General features: G+C 54.6%; 17 protein-coding genes and 1 pseudogene. 6 read left to right on the top strand and 12 right to left on the bottom strand.

All coding sequences use genetic code 11. The annotated features are described in order from the left end of the window. Nucleotides 1-46: 46 nt before the first annotated feature. The 3 genes and pseudogenes from FDX24_RS10845 to ascF all read right to left on the bottom strand — a co-directional run bounded on the left by FDX24_RS10845 (nt 47) and on the right by ascF (nt 3,337). Nucleotides 47-286, bottom strand: a complete 240-nt coding sequence (locus tag FDX24_RS10845; RefSeq protein ID WP_137364294.1) for a SymE family type I addiction module toxin — start codon at nt 284-286, stop codon at nt 47-49. Nucleotides 287-458: 172 nt separating this feature from the next. Beyond that, nucleotides 459-1,883 (bottom strand): 6-phospho-beta-glucosidase, encoded by a 1,425-nt coding sequence (locus FDX24_RS10840; protein WP_137364293.1) that lies wholly within the window; start codon nt 1,881-1,883, stop codon nt 459-461. A 22-nt stretch (nt 1,884-1,905) separates the two neighbouring features. Continuing rightward, nucleotides 1,906-3,337 (bottom strand): annotated as a pseudogene (gene ascF, locus FDX24_RS10835) (PTS cellobiose/arbutin/salicin transporter subunit IIBC). Between the two features lie 264 nt (nt 3,338-3,601). Between ascF and FDX24_RS10830 the strand changes: the two are divergent. From FDX24_RS10830 to hypF, 3 genes are all read left to right on the top strand, one after another. Then, the gene (locus FDX24_RS10830) at nt 3,602-4,609 is read left to right on the top strand and encodes a LacI family DNA-binding transcriptional regulator (RefSeq protein WP_137364292.1); all 1,008 of its coding nucleotides are present in this window, start codon (nt 3,602-3,604) and stop codon (nt 4,607-4,609) included. Between the two features lie 151 nt (nt 4,610-4,760). Continuing rightward, a complete protein-coding gene (gene hydN / locus FDX24_RS10825; protein WP_003037366.1) occupies nt 4,761-5,306 on the top strand; it encodes an electron transport protein HydN in 546 nt (181 codons plus the stop codon). A 94-nt stretch (nt 5,307-5,400) separates the two neighbouring features. After that, a complete protein-coding gene (gene hypF, locus FDX24_RS10820) occupies nt 5,401-7,641 on the top strand; it encodes a carbamoyltransferase HypF (protein ID WP_137364291.1) in 2,241 nt (746 codons plus the stop codon). A gap of 810 nt (nt 7,642-8,451) precedes the next feature. On the opposite strand, the gene norW is transcribed toward hypF, so the two are convergent. Together norW and norV are read right to left on the bottom strand one after the other, a co-directional pair. Then, nucleotides 8,452-9,585, bottom strand: coding sequence for an NADH:flavorubredoxin reductase NorW (gene norW, locus FDX24_RS10805; protein WP_137364289.1), 1,134 nt, complete (start codon nt 9,583-9,585; stop codon nt 8,452-8,454). Continuing rightward, on the bottom strand, nt 9,582-11,030 hold the full coding sequence (gene norV, locus FDX24_RS10800; protein ID WP_048213024.1) for an anaerobic nitric oxide reductase flavorubredoxin: 1,449 nt from the start codon (nt 11,028-11,030) through the stop codon (nt 9,582-9,584). The genes norW and norV overlap by 4 nt, the downstream gene beginning before the upstream one ends. A gap of 188 nt (nt 11,031-11,218) precedes the next feature. Here norV and norR point away from each other — a divergent pair, with 188 nt between their 5' ends. After that, nucleotides 11,219-12,739, top strand: coding sequence for a nitric oxide reductase transcriptional regulator NorR (gene norR / locus FDX24_RS10795; RefSeq protein WP_137364288.1), 1,521 nt, complete (start codon nt 11,219-11,221; stop codon nt 12,737-12,739). Here the strand turns inward: norR and gutQ are convergent. The 7 genes from gutQ to srlA all read right to left on the bottom strand — a co-directional run bounded on the left by gutQ (nt 12,736) and on the right by srlA (nt 17,655). Continuing rightward, complete coding sequence (gene gutQ, locus FDX24_RS10790; protein WP_137364287.1) at nt 12,736-13,701, bottom strand: arabinose-5-phosphate isomerase GutQ; 966 nt, start codon at nt 13,699-13,701, stop codon at nt 12,736-12,738. The two genes, norR and gutQ, sit on opposite strands and share 4 nt — an antisense overlap. Next, a complete protein-coding gene (locus FDX24_RS10785) occupies nt 13,694-14,467 on the bottom strand; it encodes a DNA-binding transcriptional repressor (RefSeq protein WP_048213021.1) in 774 nt (257 codons plus the stop codon). Before FDX24_RS10785 ends, gutQ begins: the two co-directional genes overlap by 8 nt. A gap of 68 nt (nt 14,468-14,535) precedes the next feature. After that, a complete protein-coding gene (gene gutM / locus FDX24_RS10780) occupies nt 14,536-14,895 on the bottom strand; it encodes a transcriptional regulator GutM (protein ID WP_048213020.1) in 360 nt (119 codons plus the stop codon). Between the two features lie 55 nt (nt 14,896-14,950). Further along, complete coding sequence (srlD, locus tag FDX24_RS10775) at nt 14,951-15,730, bottom strand: sorbitol-6-phosphate dehydrogenase (RefSeq protein WP_005130555.1); 780 nt, start codon at nt 15,728-15,730, stop codon at nt 14,951-14,953. Between the two features lie 17 nt (nt 15,731-15,747). Then, nucleotides 15,748-16,110, bottom strand: coding sequence for a PTS glucitol/sorbitol transporter subunit IIA (gene srlB, locus FDX24_RS10770; protein WP_048213019.1), 363 nt, complete (start codon nt 16,108-16,110; stop codon nt 15,748-15,750). Between the two features lie 13 nt (nt 16,111-16,123). Next, nucleotides 16,124-17,095, bottom strand: a complete 972-nt coding sequence (locus tag FDX24_RS10765; RefSeq protein WP_137364286.1) for a PTS glucitol/sorbitol transporter subunit IIB — start codon at nt 17,093-17,095, stop codon at nt 16,124-16,126. Then, a complete protein-coding gene (gene srlA / locus FDX24_RS10760) occupies nt 17,092-17,655 on the bottom strand; it encodes a PTS glucitol/sorbitol transporter subunit IIC (protein WP_048213017.1) in 564 nt (187 codons plus the stop codon). The genes FDX24_RS10765 and srlA overlap by 4 nt, the downstream gene beginning before the upstream one ends. Nucleotides 17,656-17,919: 264 nt before the next feature. On the opposite strand from srlA, the gene mltB reads away from it, so the two are divergent. Then, nucleotides 17,920-18,999 carry a lytic murein transglycosylase B gene (mltB, locus tag FDX24_RS10755; RefSeq protein ID WP_048213016.1) on the top strand — a complete coding sequence of 360 codons (1,080 nt, stop codon included), beginning with the start codon at nt 17,920-17,922 and terminating at the stop codon, nt 18,997-18,999. Between the two features lie 191 nt (nt 19,000-19,190). After that, on the top strand, nt 19,191-19,688 hold the full coding sequence (pncC, locus tag FDX24_RS10750; RefSeq protein WP_115601590.1) for a nicotinamide-nucleotide amidase: 498 nt from the start codon (nt 19,191-19,193) through the stop codon (nt 19,686-19,688). The last annotated feature ends 92 nt before the right edge of the window (nt 19,689-19,780 follow it).

Here is a 19,780-nt window from a genome sequence, read left to right as displayed (position 1 = left end):
CAGTGCCGGATGTGAGTGACATCCGGCCTGTTTCCCGCCTTCCTCGTTACTCAATGGCCTGCTCTATAATTAATTTCCCCTGCATCACTGGCACACTCACTGCCGTACCGGTAGGAAACCCTGCTTGTTCCAGCCAGTCGCCGTTCAGCGTGAGTGAGGCGTGCCGACTGATTCGTCGCGTGTAACCCGTTTTGGGATCTTCATGGCGTTTTCTGACATAGCCAACTTTCAATCGACGTACGGGTTTAGTGATAGCCACTGCTGTTGTGCCATTTTTATCAGACATGCACGTTTCCTTGTGGTGAACGGCCAGGATTAAAAACTACTGAATAAAATGCCAGTAAAAAAGGATGAGGGCAAACCTGAAACTGGAAGGACGATTCCACATCTGTAATGTAATAAATGAAATGAAAATATGTAATTCTGCCGGAAGGCTGTAACCCCCTCCGACAGATCTGTTATGCCAGATCGGCACCGTTGCTGGCGATTACTTTTTTGTACCACCAGAATGATTTCTTACGGGTGCGCGCCAGCGTGCCGTTGCCCGCATCATCGCGGTCCACATACACAAAACCGTAGCGTTTGCTCATCTCACCGGTTGAGGCAGAAACCAGGTCAATACAGCCCCAGGTGGTGTAACCCATCAGCGGCACGCCATCTTCAATCGCGTCTGCCATGGCGCGAATATGTTCGCGTAAATAGCTGATGCGATAGTCGTCATTGATCTCGCCGTTAGCATCAATTTCATCCTTCGCCCCCAGCCCGTTCTCCACCAGAAATAGCGGTTTCTGGTAGCGGTCATACATCATATTCATGGTAATGCGCAGACCGAGCGGATCGATGCCCCAGCCCCATTCGCTGGCCGCAATATACGGATTACGTAGCGATTTCACCACGTTGGCGGCACTGGTATTGCCGGTGTTCATTTCCGCCGAGGCGCAGCGCGATGCGTAATAGCTGAACGAGACGAAATCGACGGTGTTTTTCAGAATCTCGTCATCTTCCGGGGCTTTTTCAATCACCACGCCTTTTTCGCGAAACACGCGGGCGGAGTAAGCGGGATAAGCCCCGCGCGCCTGTACATCAATGAAAAACAGGTTTTCGCGGTCTTTTTCCAGCGCGGTCCACACATCTTCTGGTTTACAGGAATAAGGATAAAAATTACCGCCCGCCAGCATGCAGCCAACCTGGTTGTGCGGATTAACTTCATGGGCAATTTTCGTCGCCAGGGCGCTGGCTATCAGTTCGTGGTGGGCGGACTGGTATTTCACCTGATCCTGATTTTCGCCTTCTTCAAACACCAGTCCGGCACCTGAAAAAGGGCTGTGCAGCATAATGTTGATTTCGTTGAACGTCAGCCAGTACTTCACCAGTCCGTCAAAGGCCTCAAAGCAAGTCCGGGCGTAGCGGGTAAAGAACTCCACCATTTTACGGCTACGCCATGAACCGTACTCGGTGACCAGATGCATTGGCACATCGAAATGACACAGCGTGACCAGCGGCTCAATACCGTATTTTTTACACTCGACAAACACCGCCCGGTAAAATGCGATACCCTCTTCATTCGGCGTCAGCTCATCGCCCTTAGGGTAGAGACGGCTCCAGGCAATGGAAGTACGAAATACCGTAAAACCCATTTCCGCCATCAGCGCGATATCTTCTTTATAGCGATGATAAAAGTCGATCGCCTGATGGCTGGGATAAAATTCGTCATCCCGCAACGTAAAGCGCTTTTCCTGTCCCAGTTTGACGGGCATGCGACTTGTGCCGTGAGGGATCATATCGACGGTCGTCAGCCCTTTGCCACCTTCCCGGTACGCCCCTTCAGACTGGTTGGCGGCCAGTGCGCCGCCCCATAAAAATCCTTGCGGAAAAACAGACATAATTAACCTCAGTTCATACCAGTCAAATGCTGGCTCCATTGATATTGCCCGGTTGTGCGGCCTGATTTTTTCTGGCCTGCGCGGCGGCATCTTCGACAGGAATATCTTCAAAGCCGAGAATCAGTGTTAATACAAAGGAAAGCACCACCGCCAGCGCCATCACGCCAAACACCCAGACGATAGTCATCGGGTTGGCCGGATCGAAAAACTGGACGCTGGTGAACAGACCTGGAGCCGCCATGGAGTGACTCGCCAGCCCGGCCATGCCGGCAACGGCACCGCAGATAAAACCGCTGATAAGACTCGCAATCAGTGGTCGTTTCAGGCGGATCGCCACGCCATACAGCGCGGGTTCGGGCGGCTGCCGCTAACGCCGTCTGACGCAGTTCCGGGTTTTTGGTTTTCCATGCCACTGCCAGCGATGAACCGCCTAACGACAAGTTGGCGCCGATTTCCGACGGCATCACCATGCCTTCTTTTCCGGTTTCGGCAATGGTCTGAATAATGGTTGGCGTGAAAACGCGATGCATACCGGTCATCACCAGCAGCGGCCACAATGCGCCCATAATGGCCACTGACAGCCAACCGAGATAGCCGTGAATGGTATACACCAGCGCTGAAATTGCGCTACCGATCCAGATGCCGATCGGGCCAATGATGACGATGGCGAGCGGCGCGGCGATCAGCACGATCAGCATTGGTTTCAGGAAGTTTTTGGTGACTGCCGGAGTGATGCGATCGACCCAACGTTCGATGTATGACAGGCACCAGGTCATCACCAGCGCCGGGATCACCGTGTAGGTATATTTCACCGCCGTCACCGGGATCAGGGCAAACTCAACGTGCTCACCCTGCGCAGCCTTCGCCATCAGGTCGATAAAGCTGGGATGCACCAGTACACCTGCGATGGCGATTGCCAGCGACATGTTGGTTTTGAATTTGATAGCGGCCGACGCGGCGACCATCAGCGGCAGGAAGAAAAATGCGCCGTCGCCGATCACGGTCAGAATAGTGAGCGTGGATGATCCTTTCTCCAGCACGCCGGTCATTTCGAGGATCATTGCCAGCAGCTTGAGCATTGATCCGCCGATAATTGCCGGGATCAACGGCGACATGGTGCCGATCAGCGCGTCGAGGAGCCCCGCGCCAATCCGCTTCAGCGTCAGTCGGGGTTTGGTTTGCGGCTCAGCAGGCTGCATGTTGAAAGGCAACAGGCTGACCACTTCGCGATACGCCTGCGAAACGGTATTGCCGATGATCACCTGACACTGGTTATCGCTACGCACCACGCCAAGTACGCCAGAAAGCGTCTTCAGCGTCGCGCTGTCGACCTGCGAGTCATCTTTGATAACGAAACGCAAACGGGTCATACAGTGGGTCACTGCTGTGATGTTGTCAACGCCTCCCAGAGCCGTCACAACGGAGCGCGCCAGCGCTGCATAATTCTTGGACATCGGATTTAATCCTGTTTTATCAGTAGGGTACGTTATGTTTTATCCGTTTACGTTGGGTCGTTTTTCTGGGTTATGAAACGCAGATAGGAAACCGGTTCCACAAAAGAATGTTTAATTTATTTATATTGAGCAAGATTTAATTTTAATAATTTATTGTAATTGTGATGTTTATCACTGGATGTTGGCGTCTGCGATGTAGCAGCAAGGACAGCGGCGAAACGGTGCAGTACACTGCGTCACATTGAGAGAATAGGGATGAGTAATATGACCACGATGCTCGAGGTGGCGAAGCGTGCCGGCGTGTCGAAAGCGACAGTTTCCCGGGTGCTTTCCGGAAACGGTTATGTCAGCCAGGAGACCAAAGACCGCGTGTTTCAGGCCATTGAAGAGAGTGGTTACCGCCCAAACTTGCTGGCGCGCAGTCTGGCGGCGAAAACCACGCAGACGCTGGGTCTGGTGGTAACAAATACCCTTTATCACGGCGTCTATTTCAGCGAGCTGCTGTTTCATACCGCGCGGATGGCGGAAGATAAAGGACGCCAGCTGTTACTGGCTGACGGTAAGCACAGCGCTGAGGAAGAGCGTCAGGCGATCCAGTACCTGCTCGACCTGCGCTGTGACGCGATTATGATTTATCCGCGTTTTCTCAGCGTGGATGAGATAGACGATATCATCGATGCCCACAGCCAGCCGATTATGGTGCTTAACCGACGCCTGCGGAAAAACACCAGCCACAGCGTATGGTGCGATCAAAAGCAGACCAGCTTTAACGCCGTCACTCAGCTCATTGCCGCCGGGCATAAAGAGATTGGTTTTATTACCGGCTCGATGGATTCTCCAACCGGCGTGGAGCGACTTTCAGGTTATAAAGACGCGCTGGCACATCATGGTATTGCGCTTAATAATGACTTGATTGTTAAGGGAAAGTGGACGCCAGCCTGCGGTGCTGCGGGCGTTGATGCGTTGCTTTCACGTAAGGTCAATTTTACCGCGCTGGTGGCCAGCAATGACGATATGGCGATCGGCGCGATGAAGCAGTTACACGCCCATGGTGTGCGGGTGCCTTTACAGGTGTCGGTGATTGGCTTCGATGATATCACCCTCGCGCCATACACTATTCCGGCGCTTTCCAGCGTAAAAATTCCGGTAACAGAAATGATTCAGGAAACGATTGGGCGCCTGATCTTTATGTTGGGTGACGGGGCGTTTACGCCGCCAAAGACTTTCACCGGTGAACTCATCCAGCGCGACTCTGTTGCGCCGCCCGCTTAGCGCTGACGGCTGTCATTTGTCATCGTCACTAGTGACGATGACACGCCATCCTTGTATTCATTATAATAAAAATCCTTTAATAACAGTAAATTAAAATCTGGCACGATTTGTGAATGCTTCGGCAGATATTCTGTCATTGCTGGAGAAATTGATGAACCGTTTCATCATTGCAGACGCCAATAAATGCATTGGTTGCCGTACCTGTGAAGTGGCCTGCGTGGTATCCCATCAGGATAACCAGGACTGCGCATCGCTGACCCCTGAAACTTTTTTACCCCGCATTCACGTCATCAAAGGCGTTAATGTCTCCACGGCGACGCTGTGCCGCCAGTGTGAAGACGCGCCGTGCGCTAACGTCTGCCCGAACGGTGCGATCAGCCGTGATAAAGGTTTTGTTCACGTAATGCAGGAACGCTGCATTGGCTGTAAAACTTGCGTTGTGGCTTGTCCTTACGGCGCAATGGAAGTGGTCGTGCGTCCGGTTGTGCGTAACAGCGGCGCGGGTCTGAACGTCCGTGCAGAAAAAGCCGAAGCCAATAAGTGCGACCTGTGCCACCACCGTGAGGCCGGTCCTGCCTGTATGGAAGTCTGCCCGACTCACGCGCTGATTTATGTGGATCGCAACAAGCTTGAGCAACTGAGCGCGGAAAAACGCCGTCGCGCGGCGCTGGATTCCACCGCATCTTTGCTGTTCTGATATCTGAAAATCCGCGTAAAATACATGCCGGATAAGGCGAAACCGCCATCCGGCAAATGGATATTTCAGGGATACAATACCGCGGGAATTCATCATGACAATAAACAACCACTCCGGCGTACAGCTGCGTATTCGCGGCAAAGTACAGGGCGTCGGATTTCGCCCCTACGTCTGGCAACTGGCGCAGCGGTTACAACTGCATGGCGATGTGTGTAACGACGGTGACGGTGTGGTTGTGCGCTTACAGGAAGATCCGGCGGAATTTATTGCGCAGTTACATCAACACTGCCCACCGCTGGCGCGCATTGACAGCGTTGAGAGCGAAGCATTCGCCTGGACGCAGCAGCCTGCCGATTTCTCGATTCGTCAAAGTGCTGGCGGTACGATGAATACGCAAATAGTTCCGGATGCCGCGACCTGTCCCGAATGCCTTGTTGAAATGAACACCCCCGGCGAACGTCGCTACCGATACCCCTTTATCAACTGCACCCACTGTGGTCCGCGTTTTACCATTATCCGCGCCATGCCCTATGACCGCCCATTCACCGTGATGGCGTCGTTCCCACTCTGTGCGCAATGCGACAAAGAGTATCGTGACCCGTATGATCGTCGCTTCCATGCCCAGCCCGTTGCCTGTCCGGCGTGCGGCCCTCATCTTGAGTGGTTCAGCACGGATGAGCGGGCGGAGAAAGAAGAGGCGCTGCAGGCAGCGGTATCGCGGCTGAAAGCAGGCGGTATTGTGGCGGTTAAAGGCATTGGTGGGTTTCATCTGGTGTGCGATGCGCGAAATGATGACGCCGTTGCGCTGCTCAGGTTGCGTAAACACCGTCCGGCGAAACCGCTGGCGGTAATGCTGCCAGGTGATGACGGACTGCCCGAACCTGCTCGTCGTTTGCTGACTACCCCTGCCGCGCCAATCGTGCTGATGCAGAAACGCTATGTCGCTGCATTGAGCGAGGGCATTGCGCCAGGGTTAACGGAAGTAGGCGTTATGCTGCCAGCGAATCCGTTGCAGCATTTACTTTTACAAGAGATGAATTGTCCTCTGGTGATGACCTCCGGCAATCTTAGCGGCAGGCCACCTGCTATTACCAATGCGCAGGCGCTGGAAGATTTAAGTGAGATTGCTGATGGTTTTCTGCTGCATAACCGTGAAATTATGCAGCGCATGGATGACTCCGTGGTGCGTGACAGTGGGGAAATACTGCGTCGTTCCCGGGGTTACGTGCCGGATGCGGTCGCGCTGCCGCCGGGGTTTCGTGACGTGCCGCCGATGTTGTGCTTAGGCGCGGATCTGAAAAATACTTTCTGCCTGGTGCGCGGCGAACAGGCGGTTATCAGCCAGCATTTAGGCGATCTCAGTGATGACGGCATTCAGCAGCAGTGGCGTGATGCGTTACGTCTGATCCAGAACATTTATGACTTTACGCCGCAGCGTATCGTGCATGATGCGCACCCTGGCTATGTTTCCAGCCAGTGGGCCAGCGAGATGAATCTGCCAACCGAAACGGTGCTGCATCATCATGCGCATGCTGCGGCATGCCTGGCCGAGCACGGCTGGCCGCTCGACGGCGGCGATGTGATTGCCCTGACGCTGGATGGCATCGGCATGGGGGAAAATGGCGAGCTGTGGGGCGGCGAATGTCTGCGGGTCAACTACCGTGAATGCGAACGCCTTGGCGGCTTACCGGCGGTAGCGCTGGCGGGCGGCGATTTAGCGGCAAAACAGCCATGGCGCAATTTGCTCGCGCAGTGCCTGCGTTTTGTTCCTGACTGGCAGGGTTACCCGGAAACATCGGCGTTGCAACGGCAAAACTGGAACGTACTGGCGCGCGCCATCGAGCGGGGAATCAATGCCCCACTGGCATCGTCGTGCGGGCGCTTGTTTGATGCGGTTGCCGCCGCGTTGCATTGTGCGCCGGAATCGTTGAGTTATGAAGGTGAGGCTGCCTGCGCGCTGGAGGCGCTGGCATCGCAGTGTGCAGGCGTTGATCACCCTGTTACGGTGCCGCTTAATGGCAATCATCTGGACTTAGCGGCTTTTTGGCAGCAATGGCTGGCCTGGCAGACCGCCCCTGCTGAAAGAGCGTGGGCATTTCACGACGCGCTGGCGCGTGGGTTTGCCACACTGATGCGTGAGCAGGCCGAAACGCGCGGAATTAAAACGTTAGTCTTCAGCGGCGGCGTGATGCATAACCGCTTATTGTCATCCCGGCTGGCGTTTTATCTGCGTGATTTTACCTTACTGTTCCCACAGCGTTTACCGGCGGGCGACGGCGGATTGTCATTGGGGCAGGGCGTGATTGCTGCGGCGCGGGTGTTGACGCAAAAATAAAAAAGCCCCGAGACTGGCGTAATGCTTATCAGTTAACGAACCGGAGGTAATGAATCTGTTGCCTCCGTCGCATTGCTACGTTCACCTTAAATTTTTCACATATCTGAAATGATAGTCCCCGTGAACGTGTTAAGGGTACTATCGCCGTACCCTTAACAATCCCGGCTCCCGGCGGGAAAATTGCCACTTCGTGGTTCCCTCCGCTTATTCCTTCAGGCTACCGGGTCGGGCGCGAGGTAGCGTCCCTGCAAAACGCGCCCTGAGCCAGCATCCATGCTGGCTCTCCCGGCCTTACGAAAACACGTCGGCAATTTTTAGCCGGACCAGCCCACACCTGACCATCTGCGTTTTTTGTTTAAACAGCAAAACATATTGAGCTGGAAGTCAGAGCGTTGAAGCGATGACCCTGGTCCGGCTGAAAATCGATGAGGCGTTGACGGCTGACCGGGTCTGCCCGCAGGGATGCGGGCAGAGGGGATGGCCTGCAGGGACGCAGGCTCGGCCCCGACCCGACAGGCAGACGGCATAAGACGAATGAATCGCGCAGCGACGATTTTCCCGCCGGGAGCCTGGGATGTAAGGGAGGCGGCGGTGAGCCTCCCTTACACGTTCACGGGTTTCCGGGCCTCAGAGAAATGACATTGCTGAGGTGAACGGAACCCTGAGCCGGAATTACATGTTCTCAATAATGCTTAACTGACTGGCATTACGGGACTGGCGGGGCAAGAAAAACATGCCGGGGCATACCGACAAGTGGCAACGCACATCCGTGTGCGTGAGGTTAATAAATCAAGCAACGGTACTCTGGACTTACACGGGCAGCGTTTTCAGCAGCGCAAAGGCCTCTTTCATCCGGTCTTCACTGACGACGAAGGCACACAATTGACCTTCGTCGTTCATCCCTCTGGCGACCATCCCTTGCGCTTCGGCGGCAATATGCCAGTTCAGATCGCGGCGCTGGGTTTCCCCTGCCAGATGCAATGGCAACTCCGGCGTTTTGACTTTTACCAGCATCGCTGGCAGCTTCAATGGCGCATTGCCGCCGAGCAGGTTTTTCGCCAGATACATGGCGCTCAGCTGAATCGGCTGCAGGAACGGCAGGACCTGACCGTTAATTTCCGCACAGTCGCCGAGGGCATAAATGTCCGGGTGGCTGGTCTGCAGGTAGCTGTCGACGCAGACGCCACGATTGATGTTCAATCCGGCGCGACGCGCCAGTGCGGTTTCCGGGCGCAGGCCGGTGGCGGCAATCACCGCATCGACTTCGACGTTGCGGCTACGATCGAGCGTGGCGCGAATACCGGTACTGGTTTTCTCCAGACTCTGAAGCTGTGATTTCAGCAGCAGATGGACACCCATATCGGTCAGACGATGCTGTAAGCGACTGCTGACTTCCGGCGGCATCAGCGAGGCCAGAATGCTGGCGGCGTTGTCGATAAGCGTCACCGCTTTACCGGCACGACAAAAATCCATCGCCAGTTCGCTACCAATCAGGCCACCGCCAACAATCAGTACCCGCCGGGCGTCACGCAGCTGCGTTTCACAGGCGCGGTACTCTTGTTGGCTGTTCAATGTAAGCATTAACTCACGCCCGCTAACCGGAGGTACAAAGGCTGAAGCCCCCGTTGCCAGCACCAGTTTTTCGTACTGCCACTGCTTGTCCTGACTTTTCACTACGTGGGCATCGGCGTTGATGTCGGTTACCCAGGTATGTGGGAACAGGCGCAAATTAAACTGTTCGGCAAACTCCCCCGCCGACTGGCGGGTGAGGTCGTCTGCACGCTGTGACTGACTGATAACGTGGCTGAGATCGGGCTTGTTGTACTCATCCATGCTGTCCGCGGCAATCAGGGTCAGCGGAACAGCCGCATCCTGTTTACGGATATTTTTGACTAACTGGCGGGCGGCAAAGCCCGAACCAATGATGACAATTCCGTGGCTCATTTTGCCTCCGTTGCCAGTACGTCAAAGACGTCTTTACCTAATGAACATTCCGGGCACAGGAAGTTATCCGGCACGTCGCTCCACGGCGTACCCGGTGCAACGTCCTGCAGCGGTTCACCTTTTGCTGGATCGTAAATCCACTGGCACACGCTGCACTGCATGCTGGGACCAAGATCGGCGGCAGCCGCAGCGGCACAGGCACAGGCTTCTTCCTGGGCGACGGCTTTCACGGTTGTTTCCGGCAATGGAGCCAGCGCCCACTGACGCGCGATTTCACGGCCGTGCTGGCGGCACAGTTCCAGCGCATCGAGGTCAGGACGCCATTTGGCCTTCAGGCTCAGGGACATTTCAAAGCCCGCATCCTGCAAACGCGTGGACAAACGGTCTACCGCACCGCCGCTCCAGCCGTGTGAACCAAAGGCGCTGGCACGCTTGTTACGAAAACGCAGGCCGGTCATCTCTTCCACCAGACCGGCGATTTTCGGCATCATCACGTTGTTCATTGTGGAAGTCCCGACCAGCACGCCTTTAGAGCGGAAGACGTTGGTCAGAACTTCGTTTTTGTCGCTACGGGCGACGTTAAAGATTTTCACCGCTACATTCGGGTCAACTTCGTTGATGCCCTGGGCAATCGCGTCCGCCATCATGCGGGTGTTGTTGGACATAGTGTCGTAGAAAATGGTGATGCGGTCTTCCTGATAATCCGCCGCCCATTTCAGGTACAGCTCAACGATTTGTGTTGGGTTGTCGCGCCATACCACGCCGTGGGAAGTGGCAATCATATCGACCGGCAGGTTGAAGCCGAGGATCTCAGTAATTTTCGGCGTCACCAGACGGCTGAACGGCGTCAGGATGTTGGCATAGTAGCGCTGGCACTGTTCGAACAGCTCGGTCTGGTCAACTTCGTCGTTAAACAGGCGTTCGTCACAGTAGTGCTGACCGAAGGCGTCGTTACTGAACAGCACCGCATCGCCGGTCATGTAGGTCATCATACTGTCCGGCCAGTGCAGCATCGGCGTTTCAACGAAGATCAGCTGCTTGCCGTTACCAATGTCCAGCGAATCACCGGTTTTCACTACGTTAAAGTTCCATTCCGGGTGATGGTGGTGCCCGTTGATAGAGTCAATGGCGTTGGCGGTGCAGTAAATCGGCGTGTCCGGGATGCAGGACATCAGCTCGGTCAGCGCCCCGGCATGGTCTTCTTCAGCGTGGTTAATGATGATGTAGTCGATATCCGCGAGGTCAATTTCACTGCGCAGGTTCTGCACGAATTCACGGCTAAACTTGTGGTCTACTGTATCAATCAGGACATTTTTTTCTTCACGGATGAGATAGCTGTTGTAGCTGCTGCCGCGCAGCGTTTTGTATTCAGTTCCGTGGAAATCACGCACTTCCCAGTCACGTTGGCCAACCCAATGAATGTTATTTTTAACCAGAATAGACATAGCAACCTCAATTAATTCAGCGTTTTTCAAAAAAGATGTTTTGTTAATTGCAGGTTGCGTGCCAACTTTTTATTTATTTGATTTTAAAGGATTAGTTGTTTTTCCACCTATAAGGTGGTAGTCAAAATGACTATATGTTTTATTGTCAATATGACAATATGAATTGTCAAAATGACAATGAGGTAGCCATGAGCTTTTCCGTAGACGTGCTGGCGGGCATCGCCATTGAATTACAAAGCGGTATTGGGCATCAGGACCGTTTTCAACGCCTGATAACCACCTTGCGTCAGGTGCTGGAGTGCGACGCGTCGGCACTGCTGCGCTACGAGTCGCGACAGTTTATTCCGCTGGCGATCGATGGGCTGGCGCAGGATGTTCTCGGCAGACGCTTTACGCTGGAAGGGCATCCGCGTCTGGAGGCGATTGCCCGCGCCGGGGACGTGGTACGTTTTCCTGCCGACAGCGATTTGCCCGACCCGTATGATGGTCTGATTCCGGGGCAGGAGAGTCTGAAGGTGCATGCCTGTATTGGGCTGCCGTTGTTCGCCGGTCAAAATTTGATTGGCGCGTTAACGCTGGATGGCATGGAGCCCGATCAGTTCGATGTTTTCAGCGATGAGGAGCTTAGGCTGATTGCCGCGCTGGCGGCTGGCGCATTGAGCAATGCGTTGCTGATTGAACAGCTGGAAAGCCAGAATATGCTGCCAGGTTCGTCAACCAACTTTGAGCAGGTGACGGAAACCCAGATGATTGGCCTGTCGCCCAATATGATGCAGTTGAAAAAAGAGATTGAGATTGTGGCGGGGTCCGATCTCAACGTGCTGATTAGCGGCGAAACAGGGACCGGGAAGGAGCTGGTGGCTAAAGCTATCCATGAAGGTTCGCCGCGTGCGGTGAATCCACTGGTGTATCTGAACTGCGCGGCGTTGCCGGAAAGCGTAGCGGAAAGCGAACTGTTTGGTCACGTAAAAGGCGCGTTTACCGGGGCTATCAGCAATCGTAGCGGTAAGTTTGAAATGGCCGACAATGGGACGCTATTTCTCGACGAGATAGGTGAACTCTCGCTGGCGCTACAGGCTAAGCTGCTGCGCGTATTGCAGTACGGCGATATTCAGCGCGTGGGTGACGATCGCAGCTTGCGCGTGGATGTGCGCGTACTGGCGGCGACGAACCGTGATTTACGCGAAGAGGTGTTGGCCGGGAATTTCCGTGCGGATTTGTTCCACCGTCTGAGCGTCTTTCCCCTTTCTGTACCGCCTCTTCGTGAACGCGGTGAAGACGTGGTGCTGCTGGCCGGCTATTTTTGCGAGCAATGCCGACTGCGGCTGGGACTTTCCCGCGTGGTGTTAAGTCCCGGCGCACGTAGCCATCTGCTGAATTATGGTTGGCCTGGAAATGTGCGCGAGCTGGAACATGCCATTCACCGGGCGGTGGTTCTGGCAAGGGCGACCAGGGCAGGGGATGAAGTGGTACTGGAGGCGCAGCATTTTGCCCTGCATGATGAAGGCCCGGTTCCGCAGGCGGCGGAAGTTGTTGCGGAGATCCCACAGCATCACAACCTGCGTGAAGCAACAGAGTCGTTCCAGCGGGAGATGATCCGCCGGGCACTGGCGCAAAATAACCATAGTTGGGCGGCAAGTGCGCGGGCGCTGGAAACAGACGTCGCCAACCTGCACCGGCTGGCGAAGCGTCTGGGGCTGAAGGATTAGATAATACCGGCCTGATAGAAATCCTGCAGGTTGATAGCACCGGTGAGTTTACCGTTTTCATCTACCACCGGTGCGGCAGTGATTTTGCGCTTCATCAGGATCTCTTTGGCGTCAATCGCACGGCTCTGCGCCTGCAGCGTAATGCCATTGTGGGTCATTGCTTCGCTAACCTGAGTGGTGAGCGCTCCGCCGCCAACCAGCCAGCGGCGCAGGTCGCCGTCGGTAAAGACCCCTTTCACCAGTGACTGGTCGTCGCAGACCGCGACCAGGCCAAGACCCGTGCGGCTGAGTTCCAGCATCGCGTCCATGACGCTGGTGGTAAGCGTCACCTGCGGGATGGCATCGTCGCGGCGCATCAGATGATGCACTTTATTTAACAGACGAGCACCCAGCGCACCTGCCGGGTGCGAGCGGGCAAAATCTTCCTCGTTAAAGCCGCGCGCCTGCATTACGGCGATTGCCAGCGCGTCGCCCATCATCAACGTATTTACGGTACTGGACGTCGGTGCCAGGCGCATCGGACAGGCTTCGCGCTCAACGGAAATATCCAGCACGGCTTTGGCGGCCAGGCCCAACGGTGAGGTCGGTTTTCCGGTCATTGCCAGCAGGGCGACGGATTTGTCTTCCAGGCGCGGAATGATGAGATCCAGCTCTTTCGCACCGCCGGAGTAGGAGATAAACAGCATGACATCACGGCTTTCGATCATCCCTAAGTCACCGTGCAGCGCTTCCGCCGGATGCACAAAAAAGGCAGGCGTGCCGGTACTGGCGAGGGTCGCCGCAATTTTTTTGCCAATATGACCTGATTTACCAATACCGGAGACAATGACTTTGCCTTCACAGTGGATGATAGTATTGGCAGCGCGGACAAAATCATCGCCCAGTCGCTCAGGCAAACGGCTGGCTTCCTGTAGTTCCAGCATTAACGTCTGACGGCCCGCGTTCAGTAGTGCATCACTCATTGGTTTCTCCGGTTATGATCACTTCAATCCCTTTTGCTTCCAGCGCCTGACGAAATGCAGGGTCGATACCCGCATCGGTAATCAGCTTGTCGACGCTTTCCAGACTGCATACAACATTAGGGCTTTTGCGCCCAAATTTTGACGAGTCAGCCATCAGAATCACTTCGCGAGCGGCATTGCACATCGCTTTGCTGACGCTAAACACCTCATTAAAAGTGGTCACGCCGGCATTGAGGTCAATGCCGTCGGTGCCCATGAAGAGTTTATCAAAGCTGAACTGCTCAAAGGCGTTTTCTGCCAGCTGACCGTGAAATGACGCAGATTTTTTGCGAAAGGTCCCGCCGGGCATCAGGATGGTTTGCTCGTTGTCCAGCTCCGAAAGGGCGTTAACAATGTGCAGGCTGTTGGTCATAACGGTGATGTTGCTAAAGCGCGTGAGCATCGGCACCATCTGCAGTACGGTGCTGCCCGCATCCAGAATAATCGAGTCGCCATCGTGAATAAAACGGACGGCGGCTTCGGCAATCCGCTCTTTTTTATGCGTGTTGATTAGCGTTTTGTGATCGATTGGCGGGTCGGATTCGTCTTTATTTAATACCACGCCGCCATAGGTACGAATGACGGTGCCGGCATTTTCCAGAATGACCAGGTCTTTGCGAATGGTCGTGCCGGTGGTGTCAAAGTAGTGGGCCAGTTCTTCAACCGAGCATTTTCCCTGCTTTTGCAGGTGCTCCAGTATGGCAGCCTGACGCTGACGAGGTTTCATAGGCGTGATTACCCTGACTATAGGTTGCAAAATGATAATTTCGCAAGCTATTAGCATTCACAACGAAATTACCCATGTTTCAGTTTAAGCGCTAATGATAGTGCATTCTGCGATAGCGGATCATGGGGAAAGATCACATCAGGCTGTAATTCATCAAGATGTTTGCCCATTATTGTGGCAATTTTGCCGGGTCTGGCGAATACCGTAAGACCTTTCATAAATAACGTATCGGTAACCCGCTGCTGCTCATCTAACGCAATGGCGATCACCACGCGGGGTTTAAAACGTCCGCCGGAGCGCCCCACGCCAACCCGACCCCGTTGGCAGAGCTTATCGAAAGCCCGATTAAAGCGGGATATTTGCCAGCCACCGAGCGCCAGTTGCAGGCACCAGGCGATAGCGGCGACGGTAATCAGTGCGGAAACCATAATGTACTCCTTTGATTTTGCCGGATAAGCGTAGCCGCCATCCGGCAATTCAACATTAAAACATCACCTGACCGCCGGTCACGTTGATGGACTGCCCGGTGCAGTAAGAGGCTTTTGGACTGGCGTAAAACAGCAGCATGTTCAGCACGTCCTGATAATCGCAGCCGCGTTTGAGCGGAACCTTATCAATGTAGTACTGCTCAACTTCGTCTGGCTTAAGGCCAAGCTTGGTCGCATATTGCGGTAGTAACGACTGGAACATCGGTGATTTCAGCAGATTGCCGAGCATCAATGAATGCACGGTGATCCCGTATTCCGCCAGATCCAGCGCCAGCGACTGGGTTAAGCCCACGCCGCCAAATTTTGCCGCGCTATAGCCAGAGTTGTGTTTACTGCCCACTTTCCCTGATTTGGAGTTGATCTGGATAATGCGCCCCTGAACGCCATCGCGGATCATCAGGCGTGAGAACTCACGTGCGCAGAGGAAGTAGCCGACCAGATTCACCTGCAGCGAGCGGTCGAAATCCCCAAGCTGAAAATCGCTAATAAATGCGGCTTTAGCGATACCGGCGCTGTAAACCAGCAGATCGACGCGACCGAATATTTCGTCCACTCCGCGCGACAGCGCCAGCACGCTCTGCTCGCTGGTGGCATCTGCGCCAAAACCGTAGGCGGTGCCATCGCCAAACTCGGCGTTAATTTCTTGCGCCACGTTGGCGGCTTTATCGCTTTGAATATCCACCACCGCGACGCGGTATCCTTCTGTCGCAAGCCCACGGCAAAGGAATGCCCCAAGGGTCTGGCCTCCACCAATGACAACGGCAACCTGATTCATCTTTATCTCCTTCAATCTTAAGCAACAAACTTCAAAATACAGCCCGGCGCGATACCGTCCGGTACGGGGCCTGCAACGTGTACGGTGCCGGGGAATTCCGCTTCGCTCAGTCCGTCAAAACGCAGGGTGATATGCCCCAGTTCACGTAAATTTTGTTCCGCTACGCTGCCAACGGCGGTGACCGGGTAGTGATGCTGGCCCAGTTCAAACTGGATCCCGGCTTGCAACGAACCGTTCAGCTCGCCGTGGCAATGAATGAAGCAAAACTCCTCGATATCCGCTGGCGCGCCTTCACGAAAGGTAATCAACATCTGGTCGCTGAGTGCATCCGGGGCGCTCTGGCCGATACGGGTGATGGTGGTCTGATAAATCACGGTCATTTTTGAGTGCCTCTTATTGGTAAATAAAGCCGGAAACAAACCAGGCGATGAGAACGGTAGGCGCGCCGGTGAGAAAACGACTCACCAGAACGGATGGCACGCCGACGCGAACCGTGTCCTGACGCGCTTCGGCCAGCGACAGCCCGACAGGAATAAAGTCGCATGCAGCCTGAGCGTTAATGGCGAACAGGGCAGGTAGCGCCAGATGAGGGGGAATATTCCCCAAACCAATCTGTACGCCGATCAAAACGCCGATAACCTGGGCGATAACCGCACCGGGGCCGAGGAAAGGCGACAGCAGCGGGAAAGAACAAATCAGCGCCAGGGTCACCAGCCCCAGCGGATGGCTGGCTAACGGTGCGAGTCCATGGGCTATCCAGTCACCCAAACCGGAAGCCATAATGATGCCGATCAGTGCCGAGACGAACGCCATAAATGGCAAAATAGTTTTCAGGACGGTATCGATGGTGTCGCGCCCAGACTGGAACAGCACTGCAACGGCTGAACCCATGCCCATCCCCACTTTTGCCAACAGACCATCACTTTGCTCGGTAATTTTCTTGCTGGTGTCGTAATCGCGTCCCATGCTGCTGCTTGCGGGCGTTGGCGTAGCGGATGCTTCACCGACAACGGTGATATTTTCTTCTTTCACGCCAGAGACATAGATATCTTCAATAATGTATTGTGCCAGAGGGCCGGATTTCCCGGTCGCGTGAATATTCACCGTCGGGATACGACGTTTTGGATAGATCCCGCAGCGCAGTGTGCCGCCGCAGTCGATGATCGCTACACCGATTTCATTCTCTGGTGGTTCACCTTCTTTGAAGCCATCAACGGCCTGCCAGCCGGTCAGGTTCGCCAGCTTGTCGACAATCGCCGGGCGCGTTCCGGCAGTGATATAGACAATTTTCTTCCCGGGCGTTGCTTCCAGTTCAAGCGGACCACCCCAACCACCGGTGCCTTTTTCAATACGAATACGCGTCATGATGTTGCTCCCGCCAGATGCACTTTCTGCTCAAGTTGAATGCCCATTTTTTTCTCAAAGATGGCGGTGGTGAAATCGGTCACCCAGCCACGGAAGAAGTTGGTCACCAGACCGACCAGCAAATAGCTCACCGCGAGCGGGCCGAGCGGGAGGCCCAGCGTCGTCAAGCCGCTGGCAATCCCCAGATAGACAAACAACTCTCCGGGGTTAATGTGTGGGAACAAGCCGTTCATTGAGTGGCAGCTATAGGACGCTGCTGCGTAATAGCTGGGCTTATATCTCTCTGGCATAAAACGGCCCAGGCTCAGCGTCATGGGGTTACAAAAAACGAATGTGCCGATGCACGGCAGCAGCAGGTAGCGGGACAATGGGTTTCCGGCGCAGCGCTGGGCAAAACGTTCAATACGCTGCTGGCCAATAAAGTTAATCAGCGCATTCATGATGACCAGCAGGCTAATCAGCAGTGGAAGAATACCGGTCACCATGCCGGTAAAGACCTCTCCGCCTTTCTGGAACAGCCCGATAAACCACTCCGCACCGAGTGTGATGGTGTCGATCATTATTCTCTCCTGTAGGGATTTTAGTTACCTTGCCAAACGGTAACCAATTTTAATCAGATCGAAAGATTTAAAAGTGTTATTTTGATCTCAAAATGAAAGGAAAATATTTTAATTTGAAAGTTATTGCGTGAGTGCTCGCAAATGTGCGGCTCAGAGATGAAAGGGGATGTAAATTCTGTGAAGGAGAGCGACTACCGCTTCCTTGTATGACGGAGGATGCTTTACCATACTTCCCCCAGGCTGAATTTGTTTAATGGATGTCTCATGTTCAAGCGTCGTTATGTAGCGTTACTCCCCCTTTTCGTACTGCTTGCTGCCTGTAGCAGCAAACCCAAACCTTCAGAGACTCAAACGACTACGGGTACGCCATCCGGCGGCTTCCTGCTTGAGCCGCAGCACAACGTCATGCAAACAAGCGGCGACTTCGCCAATAATCCGAATGCACAGCAGTTCATCGAGAAAATGGTGAACAAGCACGGCTTTGACCGCCAGCAATTGCAGGAGATCCTGTCGCAGGCCAAGCGTCTGGACTCGGTATTGCGTTTGATGGACCGCCAGGCGCCGACGACGCAACCGCCAGCCGGACCTAACGGCGCATGGCTGCGGTATCGTAAACAGTTCATCACGCCGGATAACGTGCAAAACGGCGTGGCGTTCTGGAATCAATACGAAGATGCGCTGAACCGCGCGTGGCAGGTATACGGCGTACCGCCGGAAATTATCGTTGGTATTATTGGCGTAGAAACTCGCTGGGGCCGCGTGATGGGTAAAACGCGGATTCTGGATGCGCTGGCGACGCTGTCGTTTAACTATCCTCGTCGTGCGGAATACTTCTCTGGTGAACTGGAAACCTTCCTGCTGATGGCGCGAGATGAAAGCGACGATCCGCTCGATTTGAAAGGTTCTTTCGCGGGGGCAATGGGCTACGGCCAATTTATGCCGTCTTCCTATAAACAATATGCCGTTGATTTCAATGGCGATGGGCACATTAACCTGTGGGATCCGGTTGATGCCATCGGTAGCGTGGCGAACTATTTCAAAGGTCACGGCTGGGTGAAAGGCGATACGGTCGCGGTTCCGGCAAATGGTCAGGCGCCTGGGCTGGCTAATGGCTTTAAAACCCAGTACAGCATTTCTCAGCTTGCCGCCGCGGGCCTGACGCCGCAGCAGTCGTTGGGGAATCATCAGCAGGCCAGCCTGCTGCGCCTGGATATCGGTACCGGCTACCAGTACTGGTATGGGTTGCCGAACTTCTACACCATCACCCGCTACAACCACAGTACCCACTACGCGATGGCCGTGTGGCAATTGGGTCAGGCGGTGGCGCTGGCGCGCGTGCAGTAATCGCTCCCCCGGCCTACCGGAGGATATCTCTTGTAGGCCGGAGAAGATGCCCTGACATCCCCATCCGGCAGATCTTATTTGTGCAACGGAGCAATTTTTGGAATCCTCCTCGTAAAACGTTCTCCCCATCCCCATATTGGTTATGAAAGTGCTATCTTGTCCGGCATATTTTTTAACTGACAGAGGCTGAAATGACCGACAGTGAACTGATGCAGTTAAGCGAGCAGGTTGGCCTGGCGCTGAAAGCGCGCGGGGCAACAGTGACGACGGCGGAATCCTGTACCGGCGGCTGGGTAGCCAAAGCGATTACGGATATTGCCGGAAGCTCCGCCTGGTTTGAACGCGGGTTTGTGACCTACAGCAATGAAGCCAAAGCGCAGATGATTGGCGTGCGCGAAGAGACGCTGACCCAGCATGGCGCGGTGAGTGAACCGGTGGTCGTTGAAATGGCGATTGGCGCGCTAAAAGCCGCCCGTGCAGACTTCGCCGTCTCGATTAGCGGTATCGCAGGACCCGATGGCGGTAGTGAAGACAAGCCCGTGGGGACGGTATGGTTTGCCTTTGCCAGCGCAAGCGGCGAGGGGATTACCCGCCGGGAATGCTTTATCGGCGATCGCGATGCGGTACGTCGACAGGCGACTGTCTACGCGTTACAAACCCTGTGGCAACAATTTCTACAAAACACTTGATACTGTATGAGCATACAGTATAATTGCCTCAACAGAACATTATCTATCACGTTTCGCGGTTTAACCCGAAAGTGGCATGACAGGAGTAATTA

It is taken from the genome of Citrobacter sp. wls716, assembly GCF_005280975.1.
Taxonomy (GTDB): Bacteria; Pseudomonadota; Gammaproteobacteria; order Enterobacterales; family Enterobacteriaceae; genus Citrobacter; species Citrobacter youngae.
Note: the sequence above shows the minus strand (reverse complement) of the source record. Positions and strands in the feature narration are given on the sequence as shown.